At 64.3% G+C, this 24,336-nt stretch carries 30 protein-coding genes and 1 pseudogene; 28 read left to right on the forward strand and 3 right to left on the reverse strand.

What is annotated here, in order from left to right; all coding sequences use genetic code 11:
• From H3005_RS14020 to H3005_RS14100, 17 genes and pseudogenes are all read left to right on the forward strand, one after another.
• A pseudogene (locus tag H3005_RS14020) lies at window positions 1-276 on the forward strand (hypothetical protein); the annotation flags it as partial.
• Window positions 273-758, forward strand: a complete 486-nt coding sequence (locus H3005_RS14025; protein WP_191078429.1) for a phage tail protein — start codon at window positions 273-275, stop codon at window positions 756-758. The pseudogene H3005_RS14020 and the gene H3005_RS14025, both read left to right, overlap by 4 nt.
• Window positions 755-1,216, forward strand: a complete 462-nt coding sequence (locus H3005_RS14030; protein WP_100553318.1) for a phage virion morphogenesis protein — start codon at window positions 755-757, stop codon at window positions 1,214-1,216. Before H3005_RS14025 ends, H3005_RS14030 begins: the two co-directional genes overlap by 4 nt.
• Window positions 1,217-1,302: 86 nt before the next feature.
• Window positions 1,303-2,193 carry a baseplate J/gp47 family protein gene (locus H3005_RS14035; protein WP_191078430.1) on the forward strand — a complete coding sequence of 297 codons (891 nt, stop codon included), beginning with the start codon at window positions 1,303-1,305 and terminating at the stop codon, window positions 2,191-2,193.
• Entirely contained in the window at window positions 2,186-2,737 is a 552-nt protein-coding gene (locus H3005_RS14040; protein WP_191078431.1) for a phage tail protein I, read from the forward strand. Before H3005_RS14035 ends, H3005_RS14040 begins: the two co-directional genes overlap by 8 nt.
• 5 nt (window positions 2,738-2,742) lie before the next feature.
• Window positions 2,743-5,943 carry a tail fiber protein gene (locus H3005_RS20970; protein WP_223880254.1) on the forward strand — a complete coding sequence of 1,067 codons (3,201 nt, stop codon included), beginning with the start codon at window positions 2,743-2,745 and terminating at the stop codon, window positions 5,941-5,943.
• Between the two features lie 10 nt (window positions 5,944-5,953).
• On the forward strand, window positions 5,954-6,529 hold the full coding sequence (locus H3005_RS14050; RefSeq protein WP_191078432.1) for a hypothetical protein: 576 nt from the start codon (window positions 5,954-5,956) through the stop codon (window positions 6,527-6,529).
• A 111-nt stretch (window positions 6,530-6,640) separates the two neighbouring features.
• Window positions 6,641-7,207, forward strand: a complete 567-nt coding sequence (locus tag H3005_RS14055; protein ID WP_191078433.1) for a phage baseplate assembly protein V — start codon at window positions 6,641-6,643, stop codon at window positions 7,205-7,207.
• On the forward strand, window positions 7,204-7,563 hold the full coding sequence (locus H3005_RS14060) for a GPW/gp25 family protein (RefSeq protein ID WP_100553323.1): 360 nt from the start codon (window positions 7,204-7,206) through the stop codon (window positions 7,561-7,563). The genes H3005_RS14055 and H3005_RS14060 overlap by 4 nt, the downstream gene beginning before the upstream one ends.
• Before the next feature lie 15 nt (window positions 7,564-7,578).
• Window positions 7,579-8,751, forward strand: coding sequence for a phage tail sheath protein (locus H3005_RS14065; RefSeq protein ID WP_100553324.1), 1,173 nt, complete (start codon window positions 7,579-7,581; stop codon window positions 8,749-8,751).
• Between the two features lie 22 nt (window positions 8,752-8,773).
• Window positions 8,774-9,283 (forward strand): phage major tail tube protein, encoded by a 510-nt coding sequence (locus H3005_RS14070; RefSeq protein ID WP_100553325.1) that lies wholly within the window; start codon window positions 8,774-8,776, stop codon window positions 9,281-9,283.
• A 59-nt stretch (window positions 9,284-9,342) separates the two neighbouring features.
• Window positions 9,343-9,669 (forward strand): phage tail assembly protein, encoded by a 327-nt coding sequence (locus H3005_RS14075; protein ID WP_100553326.1) that lies wholly within the window; start codon window positions 9,343-9,345, stop codon window positions 9,667-9,669.
• Between the two features lie 8 nt (window positions 9,670-9,677).
• Window positions 9,678-9,794 (forward strand): GpE family phage tail protein, encoded by a 117-nt coding sequence (locus H3005_RS14080; RefSeq protein ID WP_033833491.1) that lies wholly within the window; start codon window positions 9,678-9,680, stop codon window positions 9,792-9,794.
• Window positions 9,795-9,806: 12 nt separating this feature from the next.
• Window positions 9,807-9,944: a hypothetical protein gene (locus H3005_RS14085; protein ID WP_165780998.1), complete on the forward strand. Its 138-nt coding sequence runs from the start codon at window positions 9,807-9,809 to the stop codon at window positions 9,942-9,944.
• Window positions 9,945-9,966: 22 nt separating this feature from the next.
• Entirely contained in the window at window positions 9,967-13,170 is a 3,204-nt protein-coding gene (locus H3005_RS14090) for a phage tail tape measure protein (protein ID WP_191078434.1), read from the forward strand.
• A gap of 11 nt (window positions 13,171-13,181) precedes the next feature.
• A complete protein-coding gene (locus H3005_RS14095) occupies window positions 13,182-13,580 on the forward strand; it encodes a phage tail protein (RefSeq protein WP_100553329.1) in 399 nt (132 codons plus the stop codon).
• Window positions 13,577-14,572, forward strand: coding sequence for a phage late control D family protein (locus H3005_RS14100; protein ID WP_191078435.1), 996 nt, complete (start codon window positions 13,577-13,579; stop codon window positions 14,570-14,572). Before H3005_RS14095 ends, H3005_RS14100 begins: the two co-directional genes overlap by 4 nt.
• Here the strand turns inward: H3005_RS14100 and H3005_RS14105 are convergent.
• The 3 genes from H3005_RS14105 to H3005_RS14115 form a co-directional block, all read right to left on the reverse strand.
• Entirely contained in the window at window positions 14,569-15,930 is a 1,362-nt protein-coding gene (locus H3005_RS14105; RefSeq protein ID WP_191078436.1) for a PIN domain-containing protein, read from the reverse strand. The genes H3005_RS14100 and H3005_RS14105 overlap by 4 nt on opposite strands.
• An 80-nt stretch (window positions 15,931-16,010) precedes the next feature.
• A complete protein-coding gene (locus tag H3005_RS14110) occupies window positions 16,011-16,781 on the reverse strand; it encodes a nucleotide-binding protein (RefSeq protein WP_191078437.1) in 771 nt (256 codons plus the stop codon).
• 293 nt (window positions 16,782-17,074) lie between these two features.
• Window positions 17,075-17,506, reverse strand: coding sequence for a helix-turn-helix domain-containing protein (locus H3005_RS14115; protein WP_191078438.1), 432 nt, complete (start codon window positions 17,504-17,506; stop codon window positions 17,075-17,077).
• Window positions 17,507-17,575: 69 nt separating this feature from the next.
• Here H3005_RS14115 and H3005_RS14120 point away from each other — a divergent pair, with 69 nt between their 5' ends.
• The 11 genes from H3005_RS14120 (at window position 17,576) to H3005_RS14165 (ending at window position 24,335) form a co-directional block, all read left to right on the forward strand.
• The gene (locus tag H3005_RS14120; RefSeq protein WP_191078439.1) at window positions 17,576-17,908 is read left to right on the forward strand and encodes a DNA-binding protein; all 333 of its coding nucleotides are present in this window, start codon (window positions 17,576-17,578) and stop codon (window positions 17,906-17,908) included.
• Entirely contained in the window at window positions 17,905-18,246 is a 342-nt protein-coding gene (locus tag H3005_RS14125) for an ogr/Delta-like zinc finger family protein (RefSeq protein WP_191078440.1), read from the forward strand. Before H3005_RS14120 ends, H3005_RS14125 begins: the two co-directional genes overlap by 4 nt.
• Before the next feature lie 71 nt (window positions 18,247-18,317).
• A complete protein-coding gene (locus H3005_RS14130) occupies window positions 18,318-18,521 on the forward strand; it encodes a hypothetical protein (protein WP_223880255.1) in 204 nt (67 codons plus the stop codon).
• Window positions 18,518-19,087 carry a hypothetical protein gene (locus tag H3005_RS20975; RefSeq protein ID WP_223880256.1) on the forward strand — a complete coding sequence of 190 codons (570 nt, stop codon included), beginning with the start codon at window positions 18,518-18,520 and terminating at the stop codon, window positions 19,085-19,087. The genes H3005_RS14130 and H3005_RS20975 overlap by 4 nt, the downstream gene beginning before the upstream one ends.
• Window positions 19,087-19,392, forward strand: a complete 306-nt coding sequence (locus H3005_RS14140; RefSeq protein WP_223880257.1) for a hypothetical protein — start codon at window positions 19,087-19,089, stop codon at window positions 19,390-19,392. The genes H3005_RS20975 and H3005_RS14140 overlap by 1 nt, the downstream gene beginning before the upstream one ends.
• Entirely contained in the window at window positions 19,392-19,652 is a 261-nt protein-coding gene (locus H3005_RS14145; protein WP_044569385.1) for a hypothetical protein, read from the forward strand. The genes H3005_RS14140 and H3005_RS14145 overlap by 1 nt, the downstream gene beginning before the upstream one ends.
• Window positions 19,653-19,762: 110 nt before the next feature.
• Window positions 19,763-22,459, forward strand: a complete 2,697-nt coding sequence (locus H3005_RS14150; RefSeq protein ID WP_191078443.1) for a toprim domain-containing protein — start codon at window positions 19,763-19,765, stop codon at window positions 22,457-22,459.
• Between the two features lie 351 nt (window positions 22,460-22,810).
• Window positions 22,811-23,236, forward strand: coding sequence for a hypothetical protein (locus H3005_RS14155; protein WP_191078444.1), 426 nt, complete (start codon window positions 22,811-22,813; stop codon window positions 23,234-23,236).
• Window positions 23,229-23,414, forward strand: coding sequence for a hypothetical protein (locus tag H3005_RS20980; RefSeq protein ID WP_223880258.1), 186 nt, complete (start codon window positions 23,229-23,231; stop codon window positions 23,412-23,414). Before H3005_RS14155 ends, H3005_RS20980 begins: the two co-directional genes overlap by 8 nt.
• Window positions 23,407-24,066, forward strand: a complete 660-nt coding sequence (locus tag H3005_RS14160) for a hypothetical protein (RefSeq protein WP_191078445.1) — start codon at window positions 23,407-23,409, stop codon at window positions 24,064-24,066. The genes H3005_RS20980 and H3005_RS14160 overlap by 8 nt, the downstream gene beginning before the upstream one ends.
• Window positions 24,063-24,335, forward strand: a complete 273-nt coding sequence (locus H3005_RS14165) for a hypothetical protein (RefSeq protein WP_191078446.1) — start codon at window positions 24,063-24,065, stop codon at window positions 24,333-24,335. The genes H3005_RS14160 and H3005_RS14165 overlap by 4 nt, the downstream gene beginning before the upstream one ends.
• Window position 24,336: the final 1 nt, after the last annotated feature.

Below are 24,336 nucleotides of genomic sequence, written 5' to 3' on the forward strand. Positions count from 1 at the left end.
AAAGAGGTTCCCGTCTATGTCACTCCGACCGCTGATGCCGCTTGCGCTGTGCCTGTTGGCTTCGTGCAGCTCCACAACGCCGCTGCGGCAGGCATCGCCCCCACCGGAACTGCCGGCGATCCTGATGCGCCCGCTGCCGGCGCTACGCTCTCTGCCGTCGCCGAAACCACCGCAGCCAACTACGGCCAGTACCACGCCGCCGCCGAGCAGGTGACGGCGCTGCAGCAGCTGGTCACCCAGCTGCACACCGCCCTGGCCGAGTGCGCGCGGCGATGAAGAAGCCCCAACTGCTCCGCCAGCACCTGGTCGCGGCCATGCCGTCACTGGCCACCGACCCGGAACGCCTGCTGGTGTTCGTGGACGACGGCGGGCTGGTGGCCAGCTTCACGGCGGGCCTGTCCTTCCAGTACCGCTATACCCTCGAACTGATCCTGCGCGACTTCGCCGGCCCACCGGAATCCGTCATGGTGCCGCTGCTGCAGTGGCTGACGCGGCACCAGCCCGAGCTGCTGGCCAACCCCGACAACCGCGAGAAGCTGGCCTTCGAGGTGGATGTGCTGAGCGACACCGTTGTCGACCTGGCCATTCGGTTGCCGCTCACGGAGCGCGTGCGTGTCGCGCAGGACGATGCCGGCGTGTTCCAGATGCAGTACCTGCCCGAGCCACCCGCAGAGTGGGAACACCGCCATTCGCTGGCTGGCGGCCCGCTGGTGGCCGATGGCCAGCTGCTGGCAACACTGCCGGCGGTCGACGCGTGAGCGAGGATCTGCAGCGCCTTGAGGCATGGGTGGCACCGCTGCTGCAGCGGCTCAAGCCTGCCGAGCGCAGCCGCCTGGCTCGCAAGGTCGGTACCGCCGTGCGCCGCTCGCAGCAGAAACGCATCGCCGGCCAGCAGAACCCTGACGGCACACCGTTTGCCAGGCGCCGCAACACACCCCCGCGCCGGGCCAAAGCGGGCCGCATCAAGCGCGGCGCCATGTTCGGCAAGATCCGGCAGGCCAAGCACCTGCGGGTGCGCGGCAGCGCCAACGAGGCGGCTGTGGGCTTCGCGGGGCGCGTCTCGCGCATTGCTCGCATCCACCAAGAAGGCCGCACCGATAGCGTGAGCAAAGGTGGTCCCCGCGTCACCTACGCGCGCCGCGTGCTGCTCGGCTTCACCAATGCCGACGAACAGCTGATACGCGAGCTGATCCTCGATCACCTGCACACGCTCTAGCGTAAGCGGCGGCGCTACACGCCACATTCCACGGCCTCGCGCGCGCGCGATGGGAATCTGGACCGGACCCATCAGCCGGTGCATCCGTGTCCTCATTTACCGCCATCGAAGTCGACAAGCTGCCGGCGCCGGATATCTTCGAGCAGCGAACGTTCGAGGCCATCTTGGCCGAGCGCCTGACCGAGTTCCGGCGCCTGTGCCCCGACTACACCGCCCTGGTCGAATCCGATCCGGTGATGAAGCTGCTGCAGGCCAGCGCATACCGCGAGCTGGTGCTGCGCGAACAGTTCAACCAGCGCGCTCGGGGCCTGCTGCTGCCCTACTCGAACGGCGCCGATCTGGACAACCTCGCTGTGCCGTTCGGCGTGCAGCGCAAGCTGCTGACCCCCGCAGACCCCAAGACCAACACCCCGGCCGTCTACGAGAACGACACAGCGTTTCGCCGCCGCATCCAGCTGGCGCCGGAAAGCCTGTCGGTGGCCGGTCCCGAGGGCGCCTACATCTTCCACACGCTCTCCGCACACTCGGACGTGCTCGATGCGAGCGTGGCCAGCCCGTCGCCGGGCAAGGTGGTGGTCACGGTGCTATCGCGGCAGGGCAATGGCACGCCGTCGGCGGCGCTGTTGAAGACCGTCGAGGCTGCGCTGCTCAACGACAACGTGCGCCCCCTGACCGACTACGTGACCGTGGCCCCGGCCACCGTGAAGCCCTTCGAGATTCGCGCGCGGCTGGTCACCTTCAACGGTCCCGACAGCGCCCTGGTGTTGGCCGAGGCCCGCCGCCGCGTGTCGCTGTTCCTGCAGCAGACCCAGCGCCTGGGCCGCGACGTGCCCCTGTCGGCGCTCTACTCCGCCCTGCACGTCGATGGCGTCCACCGCGTGCAGCTGCAGATGCCCACGGCGGATATGCCGGTGGATGCGCAGTCGGCGCCGTTCTGCACCAGCGTGGTGATCGAACACGGCGGCACCGATGCCTGACGCCACGTCCCTACTGCCCCCCAACTCGACGCGGCTGGAACGCGCAGTGGAGCGCGCCGATGCTCAGCTGTCGGCAGTGCCCATGGTTCACGACACGCTCTGGAACCCGTGGAACTGCCCGGCGGAGTTCCTGCCGTTCCTCGCGTGGAGCGTGTCCGTAGACACCTGGGACAGCAACTGGCCAGAGCGCATCAAGCGCGCCCGCATCGCCAGCTCGTTCCAGATCCAGCGCCACAAGGGCACCGCCAAGAGCATCGCAGACCTGATCGCCAGCTTTGGCGGTCAGATGCAGATCCGCGAGTGGTGGCAGACAACGCCGCAGGGTGAGCCGCACACGTTCAACCTGTTTCTGACCACCAGCGGCGACGGCGGACAGGAGTCGTCAGCCGAGTTCGTCCACCAAATCGTGGACGCGGTGAACCGCACCAAGCCCGTGCGCTCGCACTTCACTTTCACCCAAGGCATTCAGGCCGACAGCCAAGTCGGAACCGTCGCAGGTGCCCAAGCGGCGGTCTACCGCCGCCTGACGATGACCGGAGATTGACCCCCATGCGCATGAAGATCACCAACGCCGGCCGCGCCAAGCTGGTCAACGGCACCAACACCGGCACCAACACGGTGCTGATTTCTCAGATCGGGCTGACCTCTACCGGCTTCACCCCCACTGCGGCGATGACGGCGCTGCCGGGGGAGTTCAAGCGGATGACCAGCTTCGGCGGCGAGTCGGTCGCGGCCGATACGATCCACGTCACGCTGCAGGACAGCGGTACCGACAAGTACCCGCTGCGCGGCTTCGGCCTCTACCTGGCCGACGGCACGTTGTTTGCTGTGTACGGCCAGGCCGACGCGATCATGGAGAAGGCGAGCATTTCAACGCTGCTGCTTTCGGCCGACGTGGTATTCGCCGATATCGACACGGCGCAGATCAAGTTCGGCAGCACGCAGTTCCTGAATCCGCCGGCGACTGAAACGGTCGCAGGTGTGGTGGAGCTGGCTGATGGGGCAGAGACCACCAACGGCACGGATGCGGTTCGTGCGGTGACTCCGCGTGGCCTGAAGACCGCGCTGAACAATCGCTTCGGCGGCGACGCTCCGACCCCGTTCGTCAAAACGCTGCTATCCCTGGCCACCGCCGCGGCTATCCGTGCCTCCCTCGAATTGAAAGGCGCTGCGCTCAAGGACATGGGCCACGGCAAGGGACTGGACGCCGACACGCTCGACGGCATGCACGCCGCTGACTTCCCGCAGGTGGGGAAGGTGCAGACCTATGACGCTATCCCCGGAACGTTCAATCAGACACGCTGGATCAAGCTGGGCACGCTGCCTTGGACCGGCACTGCTGCCAGCGTACTGATGCTGGAACTCACCAACGGAGGTGTGGGTAGCCCGCGATATGTGTGGGAGCAGGTCGCTGCTTCGACCCGCTCGGCCGTCGACACCATCACCACGCTCAGCCAGGCGCAGGCCGATGGCATGGTCCACCAGACCCGCATCGGCCTCGGTGACGCTCTCGACCGTCCGTCGCGCGTCGGCCTCACGTTGACCCGCGATTCCGCAGGCAAGTCCACAGGCGTGGATCTGTGGCTGCAGCAGCGTGAGTACAGCCACGGTCATGCCGTGCGCGTGGTCAACGTCACGGGCACGACGTACCACGGGGTTGAGACGTTCGTCACCACGGAGCCTGCAGGCATCGTCTACGTCACGCCGCAACCCGTCGCCTACATGAGCGACGTACGCCGCCTGGTCGATGCGACGGAGAATCGCTGGGGCCGGCGCCAGACGTTCGCCCTGGGTGCGGCACTGGCAGACGATCAGACCATCGACCTTGGTAGCACAGGGGCGGCGCTGCGCGGTAGCGCGGTCGGCAGCGTGGTTCTGTCTGCCGCCGCCAGTGGCGACGGTGGCTTCGTCTACCTGCGCCCCAATGGCAACACCAGCACAGCGGGCCAGCTGGTGGTCTACAAGAACGGCGTGGCGGAGATGGCCAGTGCGCGTGTGGGTACTGGCGCGGGCGATGGCAGCGTGCTGCTTGAGCTGTATTCCCAGCGTCCGTGGCAGTTCAAGCAGGGAGGCGTTGACGGCCTCACCGGCTTGGAACTGCACGACACCACCGGTGGAAAAGAGTTCCGACTGACCACAACCGCCAACGCCAGCAAGATCGTGCTTAACCCCACCGGCAGCTGGATCAGCGCCGCCGAGTTCAGGGGCAAGCTGACGGGCAACGCGGACACTGCCAGCAAACTCGCCGCGCCACGCTCGATCAATGGGACCAACTTCGACGGGGCGAACGGCATCACTACTACGACGTGGGGTACTGCGCGCACGATCCAGATCGGCGATGCGTCCAAGTCGGTCAATGGTGGCGCGAACGTGTCGTTCACGCTGGCCGAGATTGGCGCCGGGTCCGCAGCCGATGTAGCTGCGCGCGTGGCCTACCTCACCCCGACCAACAACGATGACACCTGGCTCGATACGTGGAACGCGCTGCGAATCAACAGGCAGAGCAACCCCTCGCCTACCACCATGCCGGCGCAGTACACCATCGCCTGGTCACTGCCGAGCTATGACAACTCCCGTGGCCTTGCCCTCGCTGCCGACTACGGCGGCAGCAATCGCTTCTGGTTGCGCTCGCGCCGCGATACCGCACCGGCCGATCAGCGCTGGAAGGCTTGGGTGGAGGTGTGGACAGATGCCAATTTCAACCCAGCCACCAAGGCAAGCCTTGCCGGTGCCGATTTCACCGGAGCCGTTACAGCCCCGTCCTTCAAGGCAACGTCGAACGGGTTCATCGGCGGCGCAAAGTACGCAGTGCTCGCCCCCGATGCGCAGGACGGTGAAGTTCTGCTGCGCCCGAATGGCGGCGGCTCCGTTGTCGGCCAGCTGAGCATCACCAAGGCGGGCATGCGCTGGGATCAGAAAACCGTCTGGCACTCGGGCGTCTTTGATCCGGGCACCAAGGCCAATCGCATCGCTGGCCAGGTCATCATGTTCGCCGGCAAAAGCGCCCCGGCCGGCACCCTGCTGTGCGACGGCGCCCCCGTGTCCCGAACCACGTATGCCGACCTGTTTGCAGCTATCGGCACGTTGTACGGCTCAGGCGACGGCAAGACGACCTTCAACCTGCCGAACATGCACGAAGGTGCCGTCGTCGCGCACACCACCAAGCCCGATTCGGTCGGCACCGCGACCGTAGGCGAAGTGATCGGCCACACCCACACCGGTAGCGCCGCGAGCGCCGGCGCACACACCCACACCGTAAGCGTCGCAGCTGGTGGCGCGCACTCCCATGGCGCGAGCGCCAGCGCAGTAGGCGACCATGCGCACGGTGCTTGGACCGACCAACAGGGTCACCACGCGCACACTGGCGGCACGTCCTGGATAGGCGATCACCAGCATTTGACCGCGTTCGCCGAGTCGGGCATCGCTTACCCGTGGGGCGCTGACTACGGCCAGCACGCCGGCTCACGCGGTAATGCCGACAACGACAATCCGTGGCCGAACACCAGTCCGGCCGGTGGTCATGCGCACAGCTTCACCACGGACGGCGCTGGTGGTCACGCCCATAACATCGGCATGAATGGGGCCGGCGCTCACTCGCACGACATTTCCATCGCCCAGGTCGGCGACCACGGCCATACCGCAACTGCTGCCAGCGGTGGTGCTCACGCGCACACCGTCACCGTGGACAGCACTGGCGGCGAGCGCAACCTGGCTGCAGGTCTGCGAATGATCTACTGCATCACGTACTGAGGAACGGAGCATGTCCAACCAACCCCGCTTTGCCCACGCCTTCGACCCCATCACCCGCGCCTACATGGGCGCGGTGCGGCTGCAGCCATCCCCGGACGGCGCCTGGCACCTGCCGGAGCGCACTGTGGACGTGGCACCCAAGAGAAGCGCTGGCGAGTGCCAGGCACTGCGCCTTTCCGACGACGGTAAGCGGTGGGATGTGTTGGCCGACTACCGCAACCGGATGCTGTGGGACACGCGCACCGCGATGCCGGTCCCCAACCGCCTCACGCTCGGGGAGCTGCTGCCCGAAGGGCTCACCCTTGCCGAGCCGTTCCGGCTCGATGGCACCACGCCACAGTGCAACGCGTGGGACGATGGCAAGGCCGCGTGGGTACTGCTCCCCGACTACAGCGGCCGGCCGATCTGGAACAAGGCCGATGGCACCTTTGCGGCCCCGGTCACGCGTGGCCAGCACCTGCCGCCGTCGGTCACAGACCACGCCCCGCCGTCAAACCGCAGCGCGCCGATCACCTACGACGACGCGACAGAAATGTGGGTTGCCACCGCAGTGGCCGAGCCGGAGGATGCTCCACCGGCCAGCTGATCCGGTACTGATCGGATCTCGGCGGCGCGACACGCTCGCCCGCCGTTGTAGCAGCCCTATCTACCGCCCGCGCCACGTGCGCGCGCGAGGGGGCGTCGGGAATATGGGGGCATGGATAGTGCGCTGCCCCAACAGATCAACAACCTGCTCCGCGACGGCGTGGTGACCGAGGTCGATTACGACCGGCATCTGTGCCGCGTGCAGACGGGCGAGGCGCACACCGACTTCCTTCCGTGGTTCAGCGCTGCCGCCGGCGAGCTGCGCACCTGGGCACCGCCGAGTAGTGGCGAGCAGGTGGCACTGCTGTGCTGCGACGGCGACCTGGCCAACGCCATCGTGCTGCGAGGGCTGTACTGCGCGCAGTACCCAGCACCCTCGGCCAGCGCAAGCCTGACCCTGATCCAGTTCAAGGATGGCGCCGTGGTCAGCTATGACCACGACGCGCACGCACTGTCCGCCGTTCTGCCCGCCGGCGGAACCATCGCCATCACCGCCGACGGCGGAACCACCATCACCGGCCCGGTGACTATCAAGGGCGCCACCCGCATTGAAGGCGCGGTGACGGTCAGCGGCAAGGTCGAAGTGCGCGATGACGTGACTGCCGCCGGCATCAGCCTGACCAAGCACAAGCACCCCGGCGTGCAGCCGGGCGGTGGCACCACCGGGGCGCCGGCATGATCGGCATGGACGGCCGCACTGGCGTTTTCAGCGACGACCTGGCGCACCTGCGCCAGTCCATCGCCGACATTCTGACCACGCCCATCGGCTCGCGCGTGCAGCGCCGCGAGTACGGCTCGCTGCTGCCCGAGCTGATCGACCAGCCCTTCAACGATGAGACCCGCCTGCGCCTGTTCGGCGCCACGGCCACCGCGCTGATGCGTTGGGAGCCGCGCATCAGCCTCACCCGTATCGACCTGGCCCACGGCGACGTGGCCGGCTCGTTCGTCCTCGATCTACAGGGCCAGCTGGCCACACCGAGCGGCGCTTCGCGCAACACCCGCCTTTCCGTACCACTCCGCTTTCACACCCCCTAACCGAAGGAGAAGCCCATGGCCGCCAGTGGCTATCATCACGGCGTTCGCGTCATCGAAATCAACGGCGGCGTCCGGCCGATCCGTACCGTATCCACCGCCGTGATCGGCGTCGTCTGCACGGGCGAAGACGCAGACAAGACCGTATTCCCGCTGGATCGTCCGGTGCTGATTACCGACGTGCTGAGCGCAGTCGGCAAAGCCGGCATGACCGGCACCCTGCGCGCCACGCTGCAGGGCATCGCCGATCAGGGCAACCCGATTGTGGTCGTGGTGCGCGTGGCCAGCGCCAGCAATGACACCGACACCACTGCAAAGGTCATCGGCGGCGCCAATGGCGGCAGCTACACCGGCCTGCACGCACTGCTGGTTGCGCAGGCACAGCTGGGCGTCCGTCCGCGCATCCTGGGCGCGCCGGGGCTGGACACCCAGCCGGTGACCGCCGCCATGGTTCCCATCGCCAAGAAGCTGCGCGCCATGATCTACGCCAGCTGCGCCGCCAGCGCCACGGTGTCGGAAGCCATCGCCTACCGCGAGCAGTTCGCGGCCCGCGAGCTGATGCTGATCTACCCCGACTTCATGGCGTTCAACACCACCTCCTCCTCGACCGGCATGGCCTTCGCCGTCGCCCGTGCACTGGGCGTGCGCGCCATGACCGACCAGCAGCAGGGCTGGCACAAGTCCATCTCGAACGTACCGGTTGCCGGCGTGACCGGCATCAGCCGCGACGTGCATTGGGATCTGCAAGACCCCAACACGGATGCCGGCCTGCTCAACGCCGGCGACGTGACCACCCTCGTCAATTCCAACGGCTACAAGTTCTGGGGCTCGCGCACCTGCAGCGAAGACCCGTTGTTCCAGTTCGAGACGGCAACCCGTACCGCACAGATCCTCGCCGACACCATCGCCGAGGCGCAGGAGATCTACATCGACAAGCCGCTGCACCCGACGCTGGTCCGCGATCTGCTGGAAAGCATCAACGCCAAGTTCCGCGAGCTGGTCTATGCCGGCTATCTGATCGGCGCCAGTGCTTGGTACGACGATGGCGCCAACCCGTCGCAGTCGCTGGCCAGCGGCCAGCTGGTGATCGACTTCGATTACACCCCGGTACCGCCGCTGGAAAGCCTGCAGCTGAACCAGCGCATCACCGACCGCTACTTCGCCGACTTCCCGGCCCGCATCAGCGGCTAAGGCCGCATAAGGAATCCATGCCATGGCTCTGCCCAGCAAGCTCAAAAACCTCAACCTGTTCAACGATGGCCTGAGCTACATCGGCCAGGTCACCGAATTCAAGCTGCCCACCTTGACTCGCAAGATGGAGGAATACCGCGCCGGCGGAATGCTCGGCCCCATCGACATCGACCTGGGCCAGGAAAAGATCGAAGCCGAATGGAAATGCGGCGGCCTGATGCTCGATGTGCTTCGCCAATACGGCGCTGTCTCGCACAACGCAGTGCAGCTGCGCTTTGCCGGCGGCTACCAGCGCGAGGACAGCGGCGAGGTGGATTCGGTCGAAATCGTCATCCGCGGCCGCCACACCGAGATCGACGCCGGCACCGGCAAGGTCGGCGATGACACCGAGTTCAGCGTCAAGACCACCGCCAGCTACTACAAGCTGACCGTCAACGGCCGCACCGAGATCGAAATCGACCTGGTCGGCATGGTCTTCATGGTCAACGGCGTTGACCGTCAGTCCGCCCTGCGTCGCGCCATCGGCGCCTGATCCCTTCCCCCCTTGCCCAGCCTTTCCCATGGCTGGGCCAACCCTGTGAGAGACACACCATGAACACCGAACCCACCACCACCGTCGCCGACGAAACTACCGGCACCAACGTGATCGTGCTCGAAACGCCGATCCAGCGCGGCGAGCAGGTGATCCGCTCGGTTCGCCTGCGCAAGCCCACCGCCGGCGACCTTCGCGGCATCAAGCTGTTCGACCTGGCACAGATGGATGTGACCGCGCTGACCACGGTCCTGCCGCGCATCAGTCAGCCGATCCTGACCACCGCCGACGCCGGCAAGCTGGAACCGGCCGATCTGATCGAGTTTGCCCGCGTCATCGGCGATTTTTTCGTGCCGAAAGCGGAGAGGGAATCCCTGTCTGCGTAGAGGATCTGATGGCCGATATCGCGGTGATTTTCTCCTTCACCCTCACCGAGCTTTCGGCCCTCTCCCTGTCTGAATTGATCCAGTGGCGTCAGCGCGCCTATGAACGAAGTGGAGCCCAGCAGTGATACAGTCCGCCCATGGACACCCTTATCGCCATCGTCTTTGCGCTGTTTCTGCTGACCACGGTCGGTGGGCTGTTGCTGTGGGCGTTCAGCGCTGCGTGTCGCCTCCTGGCCGCGCTGGTAGCCGATCCTACGGACACCACGACGCCGTAACACCCGCATCGGTTGTCGTCGCATGAGCGGCGGCAACCTTCGCCTGCAGGTGGTGCTGGAAGCGCTCGACCGTGCCAGCGCCCCGTTCAAGAAGGTCATGGCCGGCAGCAAGGGCCTGTCCACTGCCCTGCAGGAACAACAGGCCAACCTACGGCGCCTCAATGCCGCCCAGCGTGACGTTGCGGCCTACCGTCAGCAGCAGCAGGCTGTGCGTGCCACCGAACAGAGCCACCTGGCCGCGCAGCTGCGCGTTGCCGCTCTCGCCCGTCAGATCAAAGAGGCCGGCACCCCTACCCGCAAGCTGAGTCGTGAGTTCAATCAGGCGCGCGCCGCCGCCGCCCAACTCAAGGGCCAGCATCAGCAGCAGTCGGTTGAGCTGCAGCGCCTGCGCAGCGGTCTGGACCGTGCCGGCATCAGCACGCGGCAGCTCGGCACACATGAGCGCAAGCTGCGAGGCGAGATTGCCGCCGTCTCGACGCAGATGGATGCCCAGCGCACGCGCTTGGCTGCGCTCGATGCGGCGCAGGCCCGTAGCCGCAAGATCCACAGCGCCGGCATGAATGCTGCTGCCCACGGCACTGGCGTAGCGCTAGCCGCGTTCGGCGCCCTGCGCGCGCATACGCTGCCCATCGCGCAGGCCATGAGCTTCGAGTCGGCCATGGCCGACGTGAAAAAGGTGGTGGACTTCGACACGCCGGACGGCTTCGAGAAGATGGGCCGCGACATTGAGGAACTGTCGCGCCGCTTGCCGATGGTGCCCACTGATATCGCCAAGATCGTCGCGGCCGCTGGTCAGGCGGGTATCGCCAGCAACGAGCTGACGCGCTTCGCCGAGGATGCGGCGAAGATGGGCGTGGCCTTCGACACCACCGCCGAAGACGCCGGCCAGACGATGGCCACATGGCGTACCGCGTTCCGTATGGGTCAGGACGACGTTGTCGTGCTGGCCGACAAGATCAACTACTTGGGTAACACCGGCCCGGCCAGCGTCCAGAAAATCAGCGAGGTGGTGAACCGCATCGGTGCGCTTGGTGAGGTGGCCGGCCTCGGCAGCGGCCCGCTGGCTGCGCTGGGCGCCACCGTCGCCGGCATGGGCATCGAGTCGGAAGTGTCGGCCACCGGCATCAAGAACATGCTGCTCACGCTGTCTTCTGGCGAGGCGGCGACCTCGCGACAGATCGCATCGTTCGAGAAGCTGGGGCTGAAGGCCGGGGATATGGCCAAGGCGATGCAGGACGACGCCGGAGGCGCGATCCTGCAGGTACTGGAAAAGCTCAAGCAGCTGCCCAAGGCCGAGCAGGCGGCGACGATGACGCAGCTGTTCGGCCGCGAATCCATTGGCGCGATCGCGCCGCTGCTGACCAACCTCGATCTGCTGAAGGAGAACTTCGGCAAGGTCACCGACGCGCAGAAGTACGGCGGTTCAATGAACGCCGAGTACGCCGCGCGCGTGGGCACGGCAGAGAACGGCCTGGTGCTGCTCAAGAACAGCGCCACCGTGCTTTCCCAGCGCCTGGGTAAGACCCTGCTGCCGACGGTCAAGGAACTGGCCGCGCGCGTGGCCAAGGTCGCCGACCGGATGGCCGAATGGGTGACGAAGAACCCGCAGCTGGTGGCCACCATCGCCAAGCTGGCCATCGGCGGGACCGCCCTTGCCGCTGCGCTCGGCGGCCTGCTGGTGGCCGGCGGCGTCGGCGCCATGGCGCTGACACAGATCCACAAAGGCGTGATGCTGCTCAGCGGCGGCGGCGGCATTGGCAAGCTGGTCGGCCAGGTGCTGTCGCTGGGTGGCCGGGCATTCCCGATGCTGTTCAACGTTGGCCGCATGCTGCTGCCGCTGTTGGGTGGCATCAGCCTGCCAGTGCTGGCCATCGGCGCTGCGATTGCAGTGGTCGCCGCGCTGGTCTGGAAATACTGGGAGCCGATCAAAGCGTTCATGATCGGCGTCTGGCAAGGCGTGCTCGATGTGGTCAACCCGATCATGGCCGAGCTGATGACTGCTCTTGAACCGCTGGGCCCGGTGTGGGACACGATTTCCGGCGCCATGAGCCAGGCATGGGATTGGGCAAAGAAGCTGTTCACGCCGTTTGAAGCCACCAGCGAGCAGCTGCAGGGCGCAACTGACGCCGGCCGAGGCTTCGGCCAGATCCTGGGCACCGTGCTGACCGTAAACCTGCGCATGGCGGTGAAGGCCATCGGCTGGCTGGTCGATGCGTTCACCACAATTCTGCCGGTAATCCAGAACGCCGTCGGCGGTGCATGGACCTACCTGCAGGGCGCGTGGGATCTGATCGTGGGCCTGTTCACCCTCGACGGCGGCAAGATCCGCGCTGGCCTGACTGCCATGTGGGAGGGCGCCAACCAGATCCTGCTGGGCTGGCCCGCGAAGATGATGCAGGCGGGTGTCGACATGATTACCGGCCTCATCAACGGTGTGAAGTCGATGGGTGGCGCGGCGTTCGATGCCATCGCCGGTATCGCCGAGGGGGTGACGGTCAAGTTCAAGAGCATGCTCGGCATCCATAGCCCGTCGCGTGTCTTCGCGCAGTTTGGCGACTTCACCATGCAGGGCTTGGCTGGCGGTTTGGACCGCAGCCAGGGCGAGCCGCTGCAGCAGGTGACCAGCGTTGGCGACCGCATTACGCAGGCCGGCGCCGGCATGGGCGAGCGCATGCAGCAAGCGGGCATTGGCGGCACCGATGCGTCAACCAGCCGCCTTGATGAACTGCGGCAACGACGCATCGACCGGAATGGCCCTGATGCTGATACCGCACGTGCCACCGCCAGCCGTGACCGCCTGCGTGCTGCAGCAGTTGGGGGCGAGCGCGTGACGCAGATCGGCGCTGGCATGACGCAGCGCATGCAGGCCACCGATAGCGACACCGCACCCTCCCGGCTTGATGCGCTGCGCGAGCGTCGCATTGCGCGCGGTGGCGACACCGCCGCCGCCGCGCGTGCCACCAGCAGCAGGGACAAACTGCGTCAGGCATCGGCCGGGCTTGCGCTGGGGGCCGCTGCGTTGCCCGTCATGGCCGCAGCTGCTCCGGTGGTCGCTCCGGCGGCTGCGCAGGCCGCAGCGGGCGGCACAGGCGCTTCCAGCTACACCATCAAAATCCAACCGCCGTCCGGCGCCGACTCCCGCGAGATCGCGGATCTGGTGCGGCAGGCCATTGAACAGATCGAGCGCGACAAGGCCACCCGACGCGGTGCCCGGCTCAGCGACTGAGGACCACCACCATGCAGATGACCTGGGGCACATTCGTGTTTTCCCTCTCCACCGCCGCCTACGGCGAACTACAGCGCCAGATGACCTGGCGCCACGCCAGCAGCGAGCGCGTGGGCGCCCGCGCGGCCCGGCAGTACGTCGGGCCAGGCGATGACACCATCAGCCTGCAGGGCACCATTGCCGGCGAGCTTGTGGCCGACCTGCAGGTGCTGGACAAACTGCGCGAGCTCGGCGACCAGGGCAAACCGCAGGCGCTGGTGGAGGGCACGGGGCGCGTCTACGGCGCGTACCTGCTGACCAGCCTCAGCGAGACGCGGCGCGAGCTGTTCAACGATGGCACGCCGCGCCTGATCGACTTCCAGATGCAGCTGGAACGGGACGACGACGGCGCAAGCGAGGCCATCGCATGAGGGCGACGCCATATCCGATTCCCGCATGGCGGGTAGTGCTCGATGGCAAGGATCTGACCGACCGGCTCGCGCCGCGCCTGCTGGATCTGTCACTGACTGAGAGCCGTGGCGATGAAGCCGACCAAGTGGATCTGCGCGTGCATGACCACGACGGCATGCTTGCGCTGCCGCGCCGTGGCGTCACCCTGCAGGTGGCCATCGGCTATGAGGGTAGCGGTCTGTTCGACAAGGGCACCTTCAAGGTGGACGACGTGGAACACAGCGGCTCGCCGGACATCATCACGATTCGTGCGCGCTCGGCTGACCTGACCGGGGCTGTGCGTCGCCGTCGCGAACGCAGCTGGCACGACACCACCCTGGGCGACATTCTCGGCACCATCGCAGGCGAGCATTCGCTGCGTGCGTCGGTGGCTGCGGATCTGGCCAGCGTGCCGATTCCACACCTCGACCAGGCCAACGAGAGCGATATCAACCTGCTGACGCGACTCGGCAAACGCTTCGACGCCGTGGCCACGGTAAAGGCTGGAACACTGATCTTTGCGCCCATAGGTGCTGGTACCACCGCCAGCGGCCAGCCGCTGCCCGGCGTGCGGATCACGCGAGCATCGGGTGACCAGCACCGCTACAGCGTCGCCGACCGAGAGAAGTTCACCGGCGTTCGGGCCTACTGGGGCGACCGGCGTGCAGCACGGCGTACGGGGGTGCTGGTGGGCACGTCCGATAACGAGAAGAAGCTGCAGCCGACCTACGCCACCGCGCAGGAAGCGCGGCAGCACGCCGAGGCCGAGTTCAAGCGGCTGGACCGTGGCACTGCACAGCTGAGCTATCGGCTGGCAGTAGGCCGTGCCGATATCTACCCAGAGCAGACGGTGACGGTCAGCGGGTTCAAGCCGGAGATTGACGGCACCGATTGGTTGGTGGACAAGGCAACGCACACCATCGACGGCAGCGGCGGTTTCGTCACATCAATCGACTTGGATCGCTCATCCTAGCCACCAATTGAAAGCGTCTTCAACAGCGACAGTTGGGATTTGGCTGAATCTCTGAAAGCAATTACTTGCATCTGATACTGCGCCCCCTCGGGAACCGCGTTGAGCACCAGATTCCTGAACTCCCTCATCCTCTGAGGACGATTTGCAGTCTCAGCTGAACGCACAAGGAGATAGAACTCATACGTCTCGGCACCTTCGAGCAGATTCAAAACCTCAATGGCCTGCTTCAAACGAATAGTGTTATCAGCAATCAGCAGCCTTACCGGGAATACGAGGACACCGACGGCAACACCCGACGGCAATTTGTAGCAACCAGTGACGAGGTATGGACTCTGCTCCAAGATCGAGCAGGACATCAGCTCCAAAGCACGAACACATTCAGCCGCAGCGATTGGACGAACGAATCTCTTTAATTGATGCTGCGGCAGGGCGTCAAGCTGCTCGACTTGACTTGCGTCCTTAATTGTAAGATCCGAAACGTCAACCTTAAGTTGCCTCTCCGCGTCGATCAAGAACGTGTCCAACTGATACATCCAAAAATTCTTTACGCCTGCTTGAATCATCTCCTCGACGAGCATTTCGAGGGGGGCCAATCTCGCCCTGTTCTTTCCCTCGCCGGGAGCGAGTCTCCACCAGTCTTCTTTCGCGTCCCGTGTCACGAAGACAACGTCCTCGATATTGTTTTCCCTAACGTGCTCAAGGATCTGCATCCAAATGTACAGATCACCGTACTGACTTTGGTAAGTGACACCCTGGGCGTAGTACTGTGGCTCGTCGCCCTCTGCTTTGGTTCCATCTTCAAATCCAGGGCCTCGCTTCAGCGCAAAACGCTGTTCTGCAAGGGAATCCCAAGCAGTAACCTGCTCCTGCGTAGGTGCCGCTCCAACCTGATGGAAAAGTTCGTCCAAACTGTCACGAATGGAATCATGATCTGTCGGAGACAACTGCCCCGCTAATGTGGCTTCGACGGTACTTCTAACTTTGTTCGCTTCAGCCCGAATGGCGCTCAACGAGTCGTCCGCCTCGGTCACTCCGCGCTCTTTGAGCTCTGCCTTTTCAACGGCAGTGAAGTAAGAGGCGAGTGATTTATCAATTTCCTTCAGAACTGCGGCAGTTTTCTGATGCGCAGCGTGTATTGCGCCTAAGCGGCGCCGTTGGAACTCCAAGCCTACATGTCGCGGAATCCAAAGTCTCTCCTTCAGTTCTTGCAATGTAGACAGCACCTGCTCCCGCGTTGACTTCGGAACTCGGTAGAGGTGTAGCAGGACGTTGGTGTCGAATACGAACGTGCCGTGCTCCCAAAGTCTTTTGATCTCTTTTGCATCCGGCGCGTAGTAGCCCTTGAAGCTAGATTTCATGCAACCCCCTAAGTTTGTGCTTCACGGCCCGGCTCTCGTTCGTACGGGCCATCGGCATGCATCGTCAGTTGGAGAAAAGTTCAGTTCCGGCCAAATTCTCGGCGTAGTGCTGCCAGCACATCGCCGTACGCCTCTCTAATGCGACCTTTGGAGAATGGGATGTACTGAACCCCCTGCACGTTCGAGAATTGCGCCACTCCCTCTTCCAACAATATGATCGCGCGCGCGAAACCAAGACGCCCCTGAAACAGACCTGCTTCATGAATCACATTTTGTCGCGCGCGGACCTCTCCCGACTCCTGCATGTCTTCTCCCGTCATAACCAGGAGTGCGAAAGAGGATTTCTTAATCATTGACTCAAGAATGTCACGTATGGAATGCCCAGCACGAGCCCCTGATTCGTAACACTCGATGCGGTAGTCATGCTGATCCCGCAGATGGTCGCGAAGATCTCTCCACTCCGTGCTTCGCCCATGCCCGATGAATACAACAGGACTGTCCGCTGGAACAACCTCAGCCCCTTGATTCATATCGAACGGGCTGAAGATCCTCTGGATATGCGGCCGGCTTGGTGCTTTTACCTCTACAAGAGCGAAGCTTCGGAGCTGATTGACTCGAAAGCGCACCGATTGTGAGTTCATGTAAAGGACATAGGATCCGCCTTGCGGAACTGCAGAGAGGAACTCAGTCTCGTTATCGAACGCCCACTGCCCATCCGATAGGGTCACCTTAAGCGTCTCATCCACAACCTGTTCTTTCAGCTCGCTAACCAGTTGCCGGAAGCCATTGATCGCTGAGCGAATAGTGTCTACCGAGAACTTGACACCCTGATACTCCACACTTCGTTCCATTGCTCTTCCTTTCGATGAGGTTGCCCTATGCCAAGTTCGCTTTCGCTTCTTGCGGTTCGCTCGGCTGCTGGTGTAACGCTGACGTAGTGGAAGGCATGGAGTCACTTGCACAGGCCCCGTGAACACCTGACCGATCACGGCCCCGTCGAACAAGGTTTGACCACTGCAAACGCACACCACTGGATCTCGCCCCACACCATCACCGCAACTCATAATCCTTCGCTCCGTCTAGCGCGCCACACCGGCGCCTCATGCGGGCGAGTTAGCGGCCTGAAAGGAGCGCGGCGTGAGGGTTACGGAGCGGTCTTCTTTGATCTCTTCGGAGCCTTGACAACGATTTTCTGCGCGCGCAGATCGGCGTCGCCGCTGATCTGCTGGCCTATCGTTGCGTTCTGGAACATCGTGCGCCGTTCCGACCCAGCGGCAGCAGGTGCGGCACCGGTCAGCGCAGCCATGGCTGCGATGCGTGCCGATGGCGACGCGTTGCGCCAGGCATCGAGCAGATCTGCGTCGGCTTCGGACAGCCGATCACGTCGACCGACCAGCACATAAGCCACATCCACGCCAAGTTCGTCGGCGGCGGCGAAGTACGCCCCTCCCGGCACGTGCGCATCTTGCTCGAACAGGATCTGCGTGCGCTTGGCAACACCACAGGCCAATCCGATGGCCTCCTGAGTCAGACCCAGGCGCTTCCGTTCTTCTTTCAGGCGATTACCTACAGACACGCAATTCCCCCTTGACAGGTGTAGTTAACTTCACCACCATTTCGCCTAGAAATACACAGGGGAAACGGAATGAACGCCAAACGACGGACTACTGCGCCCACGCTGCGCACTGCTGAGCAGGCGCGCCAGTGGCTCATCGACAACGGCCTGTCGGTTACCGCCTTTGCAGAAGCCAACGGGTTGAGCCGCGATGCGGTGAACAACGCGCTGCGCAGCGACAGCAAGTGCCGGATCGGCAAGGCCCACGCCGCCGCAGTAGCCCTCGGCATGAAAGCCGCCCCTGATTCTCACACAGAATCGCCAAAAACCACCCGAATCCTCGCAAAGAAGGGCACAAGCAGCAAAGTCCCGGCGAAGAAGACCGCGGCCAAGAAGGCCGCTAAGCGCAGGGCCACGGTATGAGCGCATCTGTTGGACAGCGTGCTGTGTTCTGCTGCCCCGCCTGCAATGCTCGGCTGGTGAAGCGCACCAGTGCGTTGCAACACCCGTTCCTGCGCACAGATGCCTACGTTTGCCCGAACCCCATGTGCGGGGCCACCTACACCGGCAGTTCGGAACTGACGAACTTGGCCAGCCCGAGCGGCCTCCCAAGCGCTCCAGCATGCGAACTGCCCCCGACACCCGGATACCAGCGGACGATGCTGCAGACGCGCTGGAAGCAAGACCAGGGCGAGCTGCAAACCGACTGGATCGACGCAATCGAATCCTGTCCACCCGACGGCGACCAGCCCTCGGTCTGATCCACCTCCCCCCTTCCACAACCATCTGACCTGGCGCCCTATGGCGCCAGCAAGGGAGTGCTGCGCCTGTGATGCGCCACAAGACTCAATTTGACGGCTGGTCCTCGGCAATGGAGCCGAGCTTTGTCACCTCTCCAACGCGTGTCGAGTACGTGTCCTATGCGCAGAAGCAGCGCGACGCCGCCGAGCTTCGCGACTTGGTGAAAGCCCACATTGCACGTGGCGGCGCCTATGTGGTGCTGCCGTCGCACGCCGCTGCACAGGTGTCCGCATGAACCTGTCCGCAGCTGCAACCGATTCGCACATTTCTACACAGTTCTACTTGACTTCCCCATGGACGGGGAGCAGAGTTTGCCGCAAGGAGCTTAGAAACTCCGAAATCACAGCGGAAACCGCGCCCGTCAGCATTGCGGTTTTTTTGCGCCTGAAATCCAAGCGCACCGACGTTTTCTGCGTCGGGAGGGCGGCAGCCATACAACACCCGAAAGGGGAAAACTGCCTGCCGGTCTGTGATCCGGTTTCTAACCTCCCGACTCCCTCGGTGCGACGCTTAGAAACGTCTCGCCGAGGTCAATCCTCGATCACAGGAGACGTCTCCATGCCTCATGGCGCCCCTTCCACGCCCGGCAACCCGGCCGCGCGTCAAATCTCGCTCGCCTTCGGCCTGATCGCCGACACCCTCGAATGGCCCAACGACGACTATCAGGCGTTCATCGCCCGGCTGGTCGCCGTAGGTGTGTCTCCGCTCGCCATCACCCTGGGCGACGTGCTCATGGCCTACACCGCGCAGTGCGATGCCCGCCGGGGCGCGCCCAGCGCCGACGGCAAGGGGGTGCATTGATGGCCCCTACGAACGTGGTCATGCCGGCCGAGGCGCTGCGCCCGGTCATCGTGCTGGAAACGCAGATCCCCGGGTTCGGGCTGCGCGCCTCCTTCGACCAGCGCCGGGTGCTGTACCTCGCCCTGATACACATCGATTCGGACACCGCCGCAACCGTCTCCGCGCACAACTCGCGGAATGTGCAACGCGCCGCCACCGAGGGCATTCAGACCGGGACCGTGGTCTACCTGCTCGCCAAGGGCGAGGCCGACCGGTTCTTCGACTGGCTGCGCACCGGCGACAGCTATCCGGGCGGGGTGAACTGATGGCCAGCCACAACGGGCACACACCTCCTGCGCGCAACCCCGGCCCACCTGTGGCCGAGGATCGCGGGGCACAGGTGATCGGCGGCGACGACTACCAACGGCTGTGGCGCCTCAGCCACGCGGCCGATCTGCTCGGAAAGCTGCCGAGCGAGGCGGCGAAGATGCTGGAAATCGAAGCCGATCACACATCGGCCGTCGCCCACTACATCGCCGAGGACCTGGCCGCAATTCTGAGCCGGTCCCGCCCCGTAGACGAGTAATGCCCCACCCCGCCCCTAGCAGCGCACCACCGCCGCTAGGGGACGGTCAGGAGAGAGCCATGCAACACCAACGCACGTCCGCGAATGCGGCGACCAAGGGCTGAGCCGGTATGCAAGAAGAAATCCGCCAACAGGTACTGTCGCGCATCGAGCGCGACTATGGCCTGAAACACCGCGCCGGCACGCCGTATATGCGCGGCGGCAAGTGCCCCCATTGCGGCAAGAAGGAGCTATATACCAGCCACGTCACGCCGTGGGTGCTGCGCTGCGGCCGTCAGGCGAAGTGTGGTCAAGAGGTGCGCGTACGCGACCTCTACGACGATCTGTTCGACGACTACTCCAAGCACAACCCGCAGACGCCGCAGGCACCGCATGCTGCTGCCGATGCATACCTGGCTACCGGCCGAGGGTTCAACATCAAACCCCTACAGGGGCTGTATACGCAGGAGGACTACTACGACCGGACCAAGCGCCAGGGCACGGCCACCGTGCGATTTCCCCTGGTCAAGGGCGGCTGGTGGGAACGTCTGATCGACCGGCCACACCGGTTCGGGAAGATGAAAGCCCGATTCGCACCGGGCGAAAGCTACACCGGCGTGTGGTGGGGCGCAGCTGCCCGCGACCAGCTGCGCACCGCCCGCGAGGTATGGATTGTGGAGGGCATCTTCGACGCCATCGCGCTCCTGCAGCGCGGCATCTGCGCCGTTGCCGCAATGTCGAGCAACGCCTATCCGGAACTGTCCCTCAAGGAACTGAGCGCCGCGCGCCCCAATGACCTGCCCGTGTTGGTGTGGGCGCTGGACAACGAGCCCGGCGCACGCGGCTACACGGCCAAGCACATCCGCCGCGCTGAGAAGCTGGGCTATCGCTGTAGGGCCGCGCAGATCGAGCAGGTCGGCGAGAAGAAGACCGATTGGAACGACCTGCACTTGCGTGCGCAGGCTACGGAGGACGGCGACAGCCAGTGGCAGGCCGATATCGATCTGGCCTTGCACAACGGCGCGCTGCTCGTGGCCCGCACCGCGATGGACAAGGGCCTCATCATGTATGAGCGCGACAAGAACACCGAGTTTCACCTTGAGCACAACTCGCGCCTGTACTGGTTCGAGTTCGACGCCCTGCGTTACGAAAAGCTGTGCCGCGAACGCGCAGTGGACCGTGACCTGGCCAGCGAAGACGAACTGGAAGCCGAGGAGTTGGCCAAGATCCAGCGCGCAAGCGCCTCGATCCGGCAGATTGCCAACTGCTACCCGGAGGCGCTCTACTTCCAGAAGCACGAAGCCACCGATGAAAGCTGGTACTTCTTCCGTGTGGACTTCCCTCACGATGCCCCGTCCGTAAAGGGCACCTTTACCGGTGCACAGATCGCCAGCGCTACCGAGTTCAAGAAGCGCCTGCTGAGTCTTGCGCAGGGTGCGCTGTTCAGCGGCACCGGCAAGCACCTGGACAAGGTGATGGACGCGCAAACCTTTGGCATCAAGGACGTGGCCACGGTCGACTTCGTTGGTTACAGCCCCGACCACAAGGCCTACATTTTCGGCGACCTGGCCGTACGCAATGGGGAAGTCACCCTGGCCAACGCCGAGGACTACTTCGAGTTCCCCAAACTGCGTATCAAGACCACGCAGCGGTCGATCCGCATGGACATTCAGCGCGACCACGAAGCCTACCGGACCGAATGGCTGCAGTGGCTGTGGACGTGCTTTGGCACCAACGGCATGGTGGCGCTTACGTTCTGGTTCGGTTCCTTGTTCGCCAACCAAATCCGCAGCGCACACAAGTCCTTCCCGTTCTTGGAGGCTACCGGCGAGGCCGGCGCCGGCAAGACCACGCTGCTGACGTTCCTGTGGAAGCTGCTGGCCCGTAGCGACTACGAAGGTTTCGACCCGGCCAAGTCATCCAAGGCAGGACGTGCCCGCGCCATGGGCCAGACCTCGGGCATGCCGGTGGTACTGCTGGAAGCCGACCGCGATGCACCGGACAAGGCGCACGCAAAGTCCTTTGAATGGGATGAACTGAAGGACTACTACGGTGGCGGCACGCTGGCTACGCGCGGCGTGCGCAACGGCGGCAACGAAACCTACGAGCCGCCTTTCCGAGGCACGATTGTCATCAGCCAGAATGCAGCCGTGGACGCCAGCGAGGCGATCATGACGCGTATCGTCAAGCTGCATTTCCGCAAGCCCAACGCCACCACCGAAAGCCGGCTGGCGGCGGACAACCTCAACGCCCTGCAGGTCGAAGACCTGAGCCACTTCCTCATCAAGGCAGTGCGGGCAGAGGCGCAGGTGATGGAGAGGTTCGGCGAGCGCGTGCGGTTCTACGAGGCCAAGTTGCGCGAGAACAAGGATCTGCGCATGGAGCGCATCATCAAGAACCACTCGCAGATGCTTGCCTTGCTGGATGGGCTACGCCTGGTCATCGACATTCCCGAAGACTTGGTGACGGCGACACGCCAGGCACTGGTTAGCATGGCAATGGAGCGCCAATCGGCCGTCAGCGCAGACCATCCCCTGGTCAACGAGTTCTGGGAAGCCTACGAGTATCTGGAGAGCATCGGCAACGGCGAGCGCCCGGTAGTCAACCACTCCCGTGACACGCAGCGAATCGCCATCAACCTCAACGACTTCATCGCCAAGGCCGCGCACCACAGCCAGCCGGTGGCCGATCTGAAGCTGCTACGTGCATACCTGCGCGACTCGCGCCGCTACAAGCTGGTCGATACGAATCTGACGGTAAACAGCGCCATCAAGACCAACAGCACCGGCGCCGGTGTGGCTGTTCGCTGCTGGGTGTTCAAGAAATGACCCGGCCGAACAATGAAGCGGTGCGCGCAGCGTTCTGGCAGGTGGTCGAAGCCGGACTGGTATCGCGCGGCGTTGGAAACCACACCAGCGAACCTGCGCACCTAGCCATCTGCATGCCAGAGGTTAGGACCGAAGCAAAGCGGTTGGGTGTGCGGCTTCCGGCAGGCAAATCGCTTCTCGATGCAATGCGCACATGCCACCGCTTGGTGGACGTGATGCCGATCCGTAGCCGTATTCGACACAGCACCGTGACGTGCTGGATTTTCAGGAAGTAAGTGCAACAGCGGGCCGGCGGGAGGAGCACCACCTCCAACCCCAAGGCCATCCACCAACGAAGTTCAGGAGAGAACCATGCAACAGATGACAGGCAAAGCCATGACCACCCTCGCAAAGTCGCTGGATTCCAGCACCGAACCCGGAGCGGAGGCTATCACGGGTGTGCAGAACTGCGTGAATGCTGGTGGCGACGGGGATTCCGACGCCAGCGCCACTATCACGCTACACATCACCCACAACCGCGTGATCGCCACGGCGTTGCTGAACATGGGGCCGGCGAAGGTCGCGCAGTGCGTATTCGAGCGTCGGAAGGGAAGTAGGAAAGGCTGGGAGATGGTCAAGGGAACGGATTTCAACGACGAAACCAGCTGGATTTCGCCTGAGCTTGCCGACCTGGCCAGCCGCGTGCCGTTCCCCTACGAGGTAGCCAACATGCTTCCCGGCAAGCAGGCTACGGCCGCTGCCGTGGCGCAGGCCGCGCAGGAGGTGGCCAATGGCTGATTTGCTCGCGCTGCTGGCCATGTGCATCCTACTGCCGGTGGCAGGCGCCACCATGCTCAAGATGTGGCAAACGCGCCCACCGCGTCGGCGCAACAGCGGCTTGGCCGTCGGCCAGGTCCCGCAGCCGCTGCGCCGTCGTGCACCCATGGCAGTACGTCGGGGCGTGGTCCATGGCTGATATCGAAGCCGCCCGCCGATTCCTCGCCGCTGAGTTCGAGAGCGCCGGCCTGCCTCATACCGCAGGCAGCATCCTTGCCGGCATCAGCCCCTTTGGCAAGGGCGCATACATTGCTGCCGTGGCTGCTGCCCTCAAAGCATCGACGCCCCCGCTCGCTCCGGGTGAACGAGCGCGGTTCGAGGCGTGGGCCCATGCACAGAGCTACGGGGGCGGAAACATAATTTCGGACCCGCACCCGGATTATCCGGAGGTCTACGCCTGCCCCCTTGCTCAGCTGGCGTGGTGCTGTTGGCAAGCGGCTCTTGCCATCGGCCCTCGGCGCGACGAACGCTTCGTTTCCGGCCTGTGTAACCGGCTGGAGACGCTTAGCGCTACCGCGCAGCGCATGGCCGAGGGTGGTAACAGTGACCTGCCCGTGGTTGGCCTTCATCACGCCCAGCAGATGGTGCGCAAGGCCAACGCGGCCGGCAGGCCAGCCCTGGACCTGCATCGATTGATTCCGCCCCTGTGGCTCAGTGAACAGATTGGTGGACCACTTGATGATCTAACACCTGGCCAGGCATGGCGGAACGGATTCAACGAGTGTCGAACTCGCATGCAGCTGTTAGTCGACCAGATCATTGACCTTCACAAGCTGGAGGTGAGCCAGTGACACAGCAGCAGAAGACACCACCGCGCACCCTCCCTGCCTGCCCGGATAGCCACCCGGCGCGGTACATCCACGATCTACGCCGCGAGGGCGCGGGCGGTGGCCACCTCATCGAATGCCGTTGCAGCACCACGGCGAAGCACCCGTCGTTCGATCTGGCGTGGGCGCACTGGCACAAGCAACACGGCCTGCAGCCGACCGCCGCGGCGCTGGAGGAACCCTTGCAGAGCAACGTGTTGCAGATGAAATTGTTCACCGCAGGGAGGGCTTGAG

Source organism: Stenotrophomonas sp. Br8 (genome assembly GCF_014763005.1).
GTDB lineage: Bacteria > Pseudomonadota > Gammaproteobacteria > Xanthomonadales > Xanthomonadaceae > Stenotrophomonas > Stenotrophomonas lactitubi.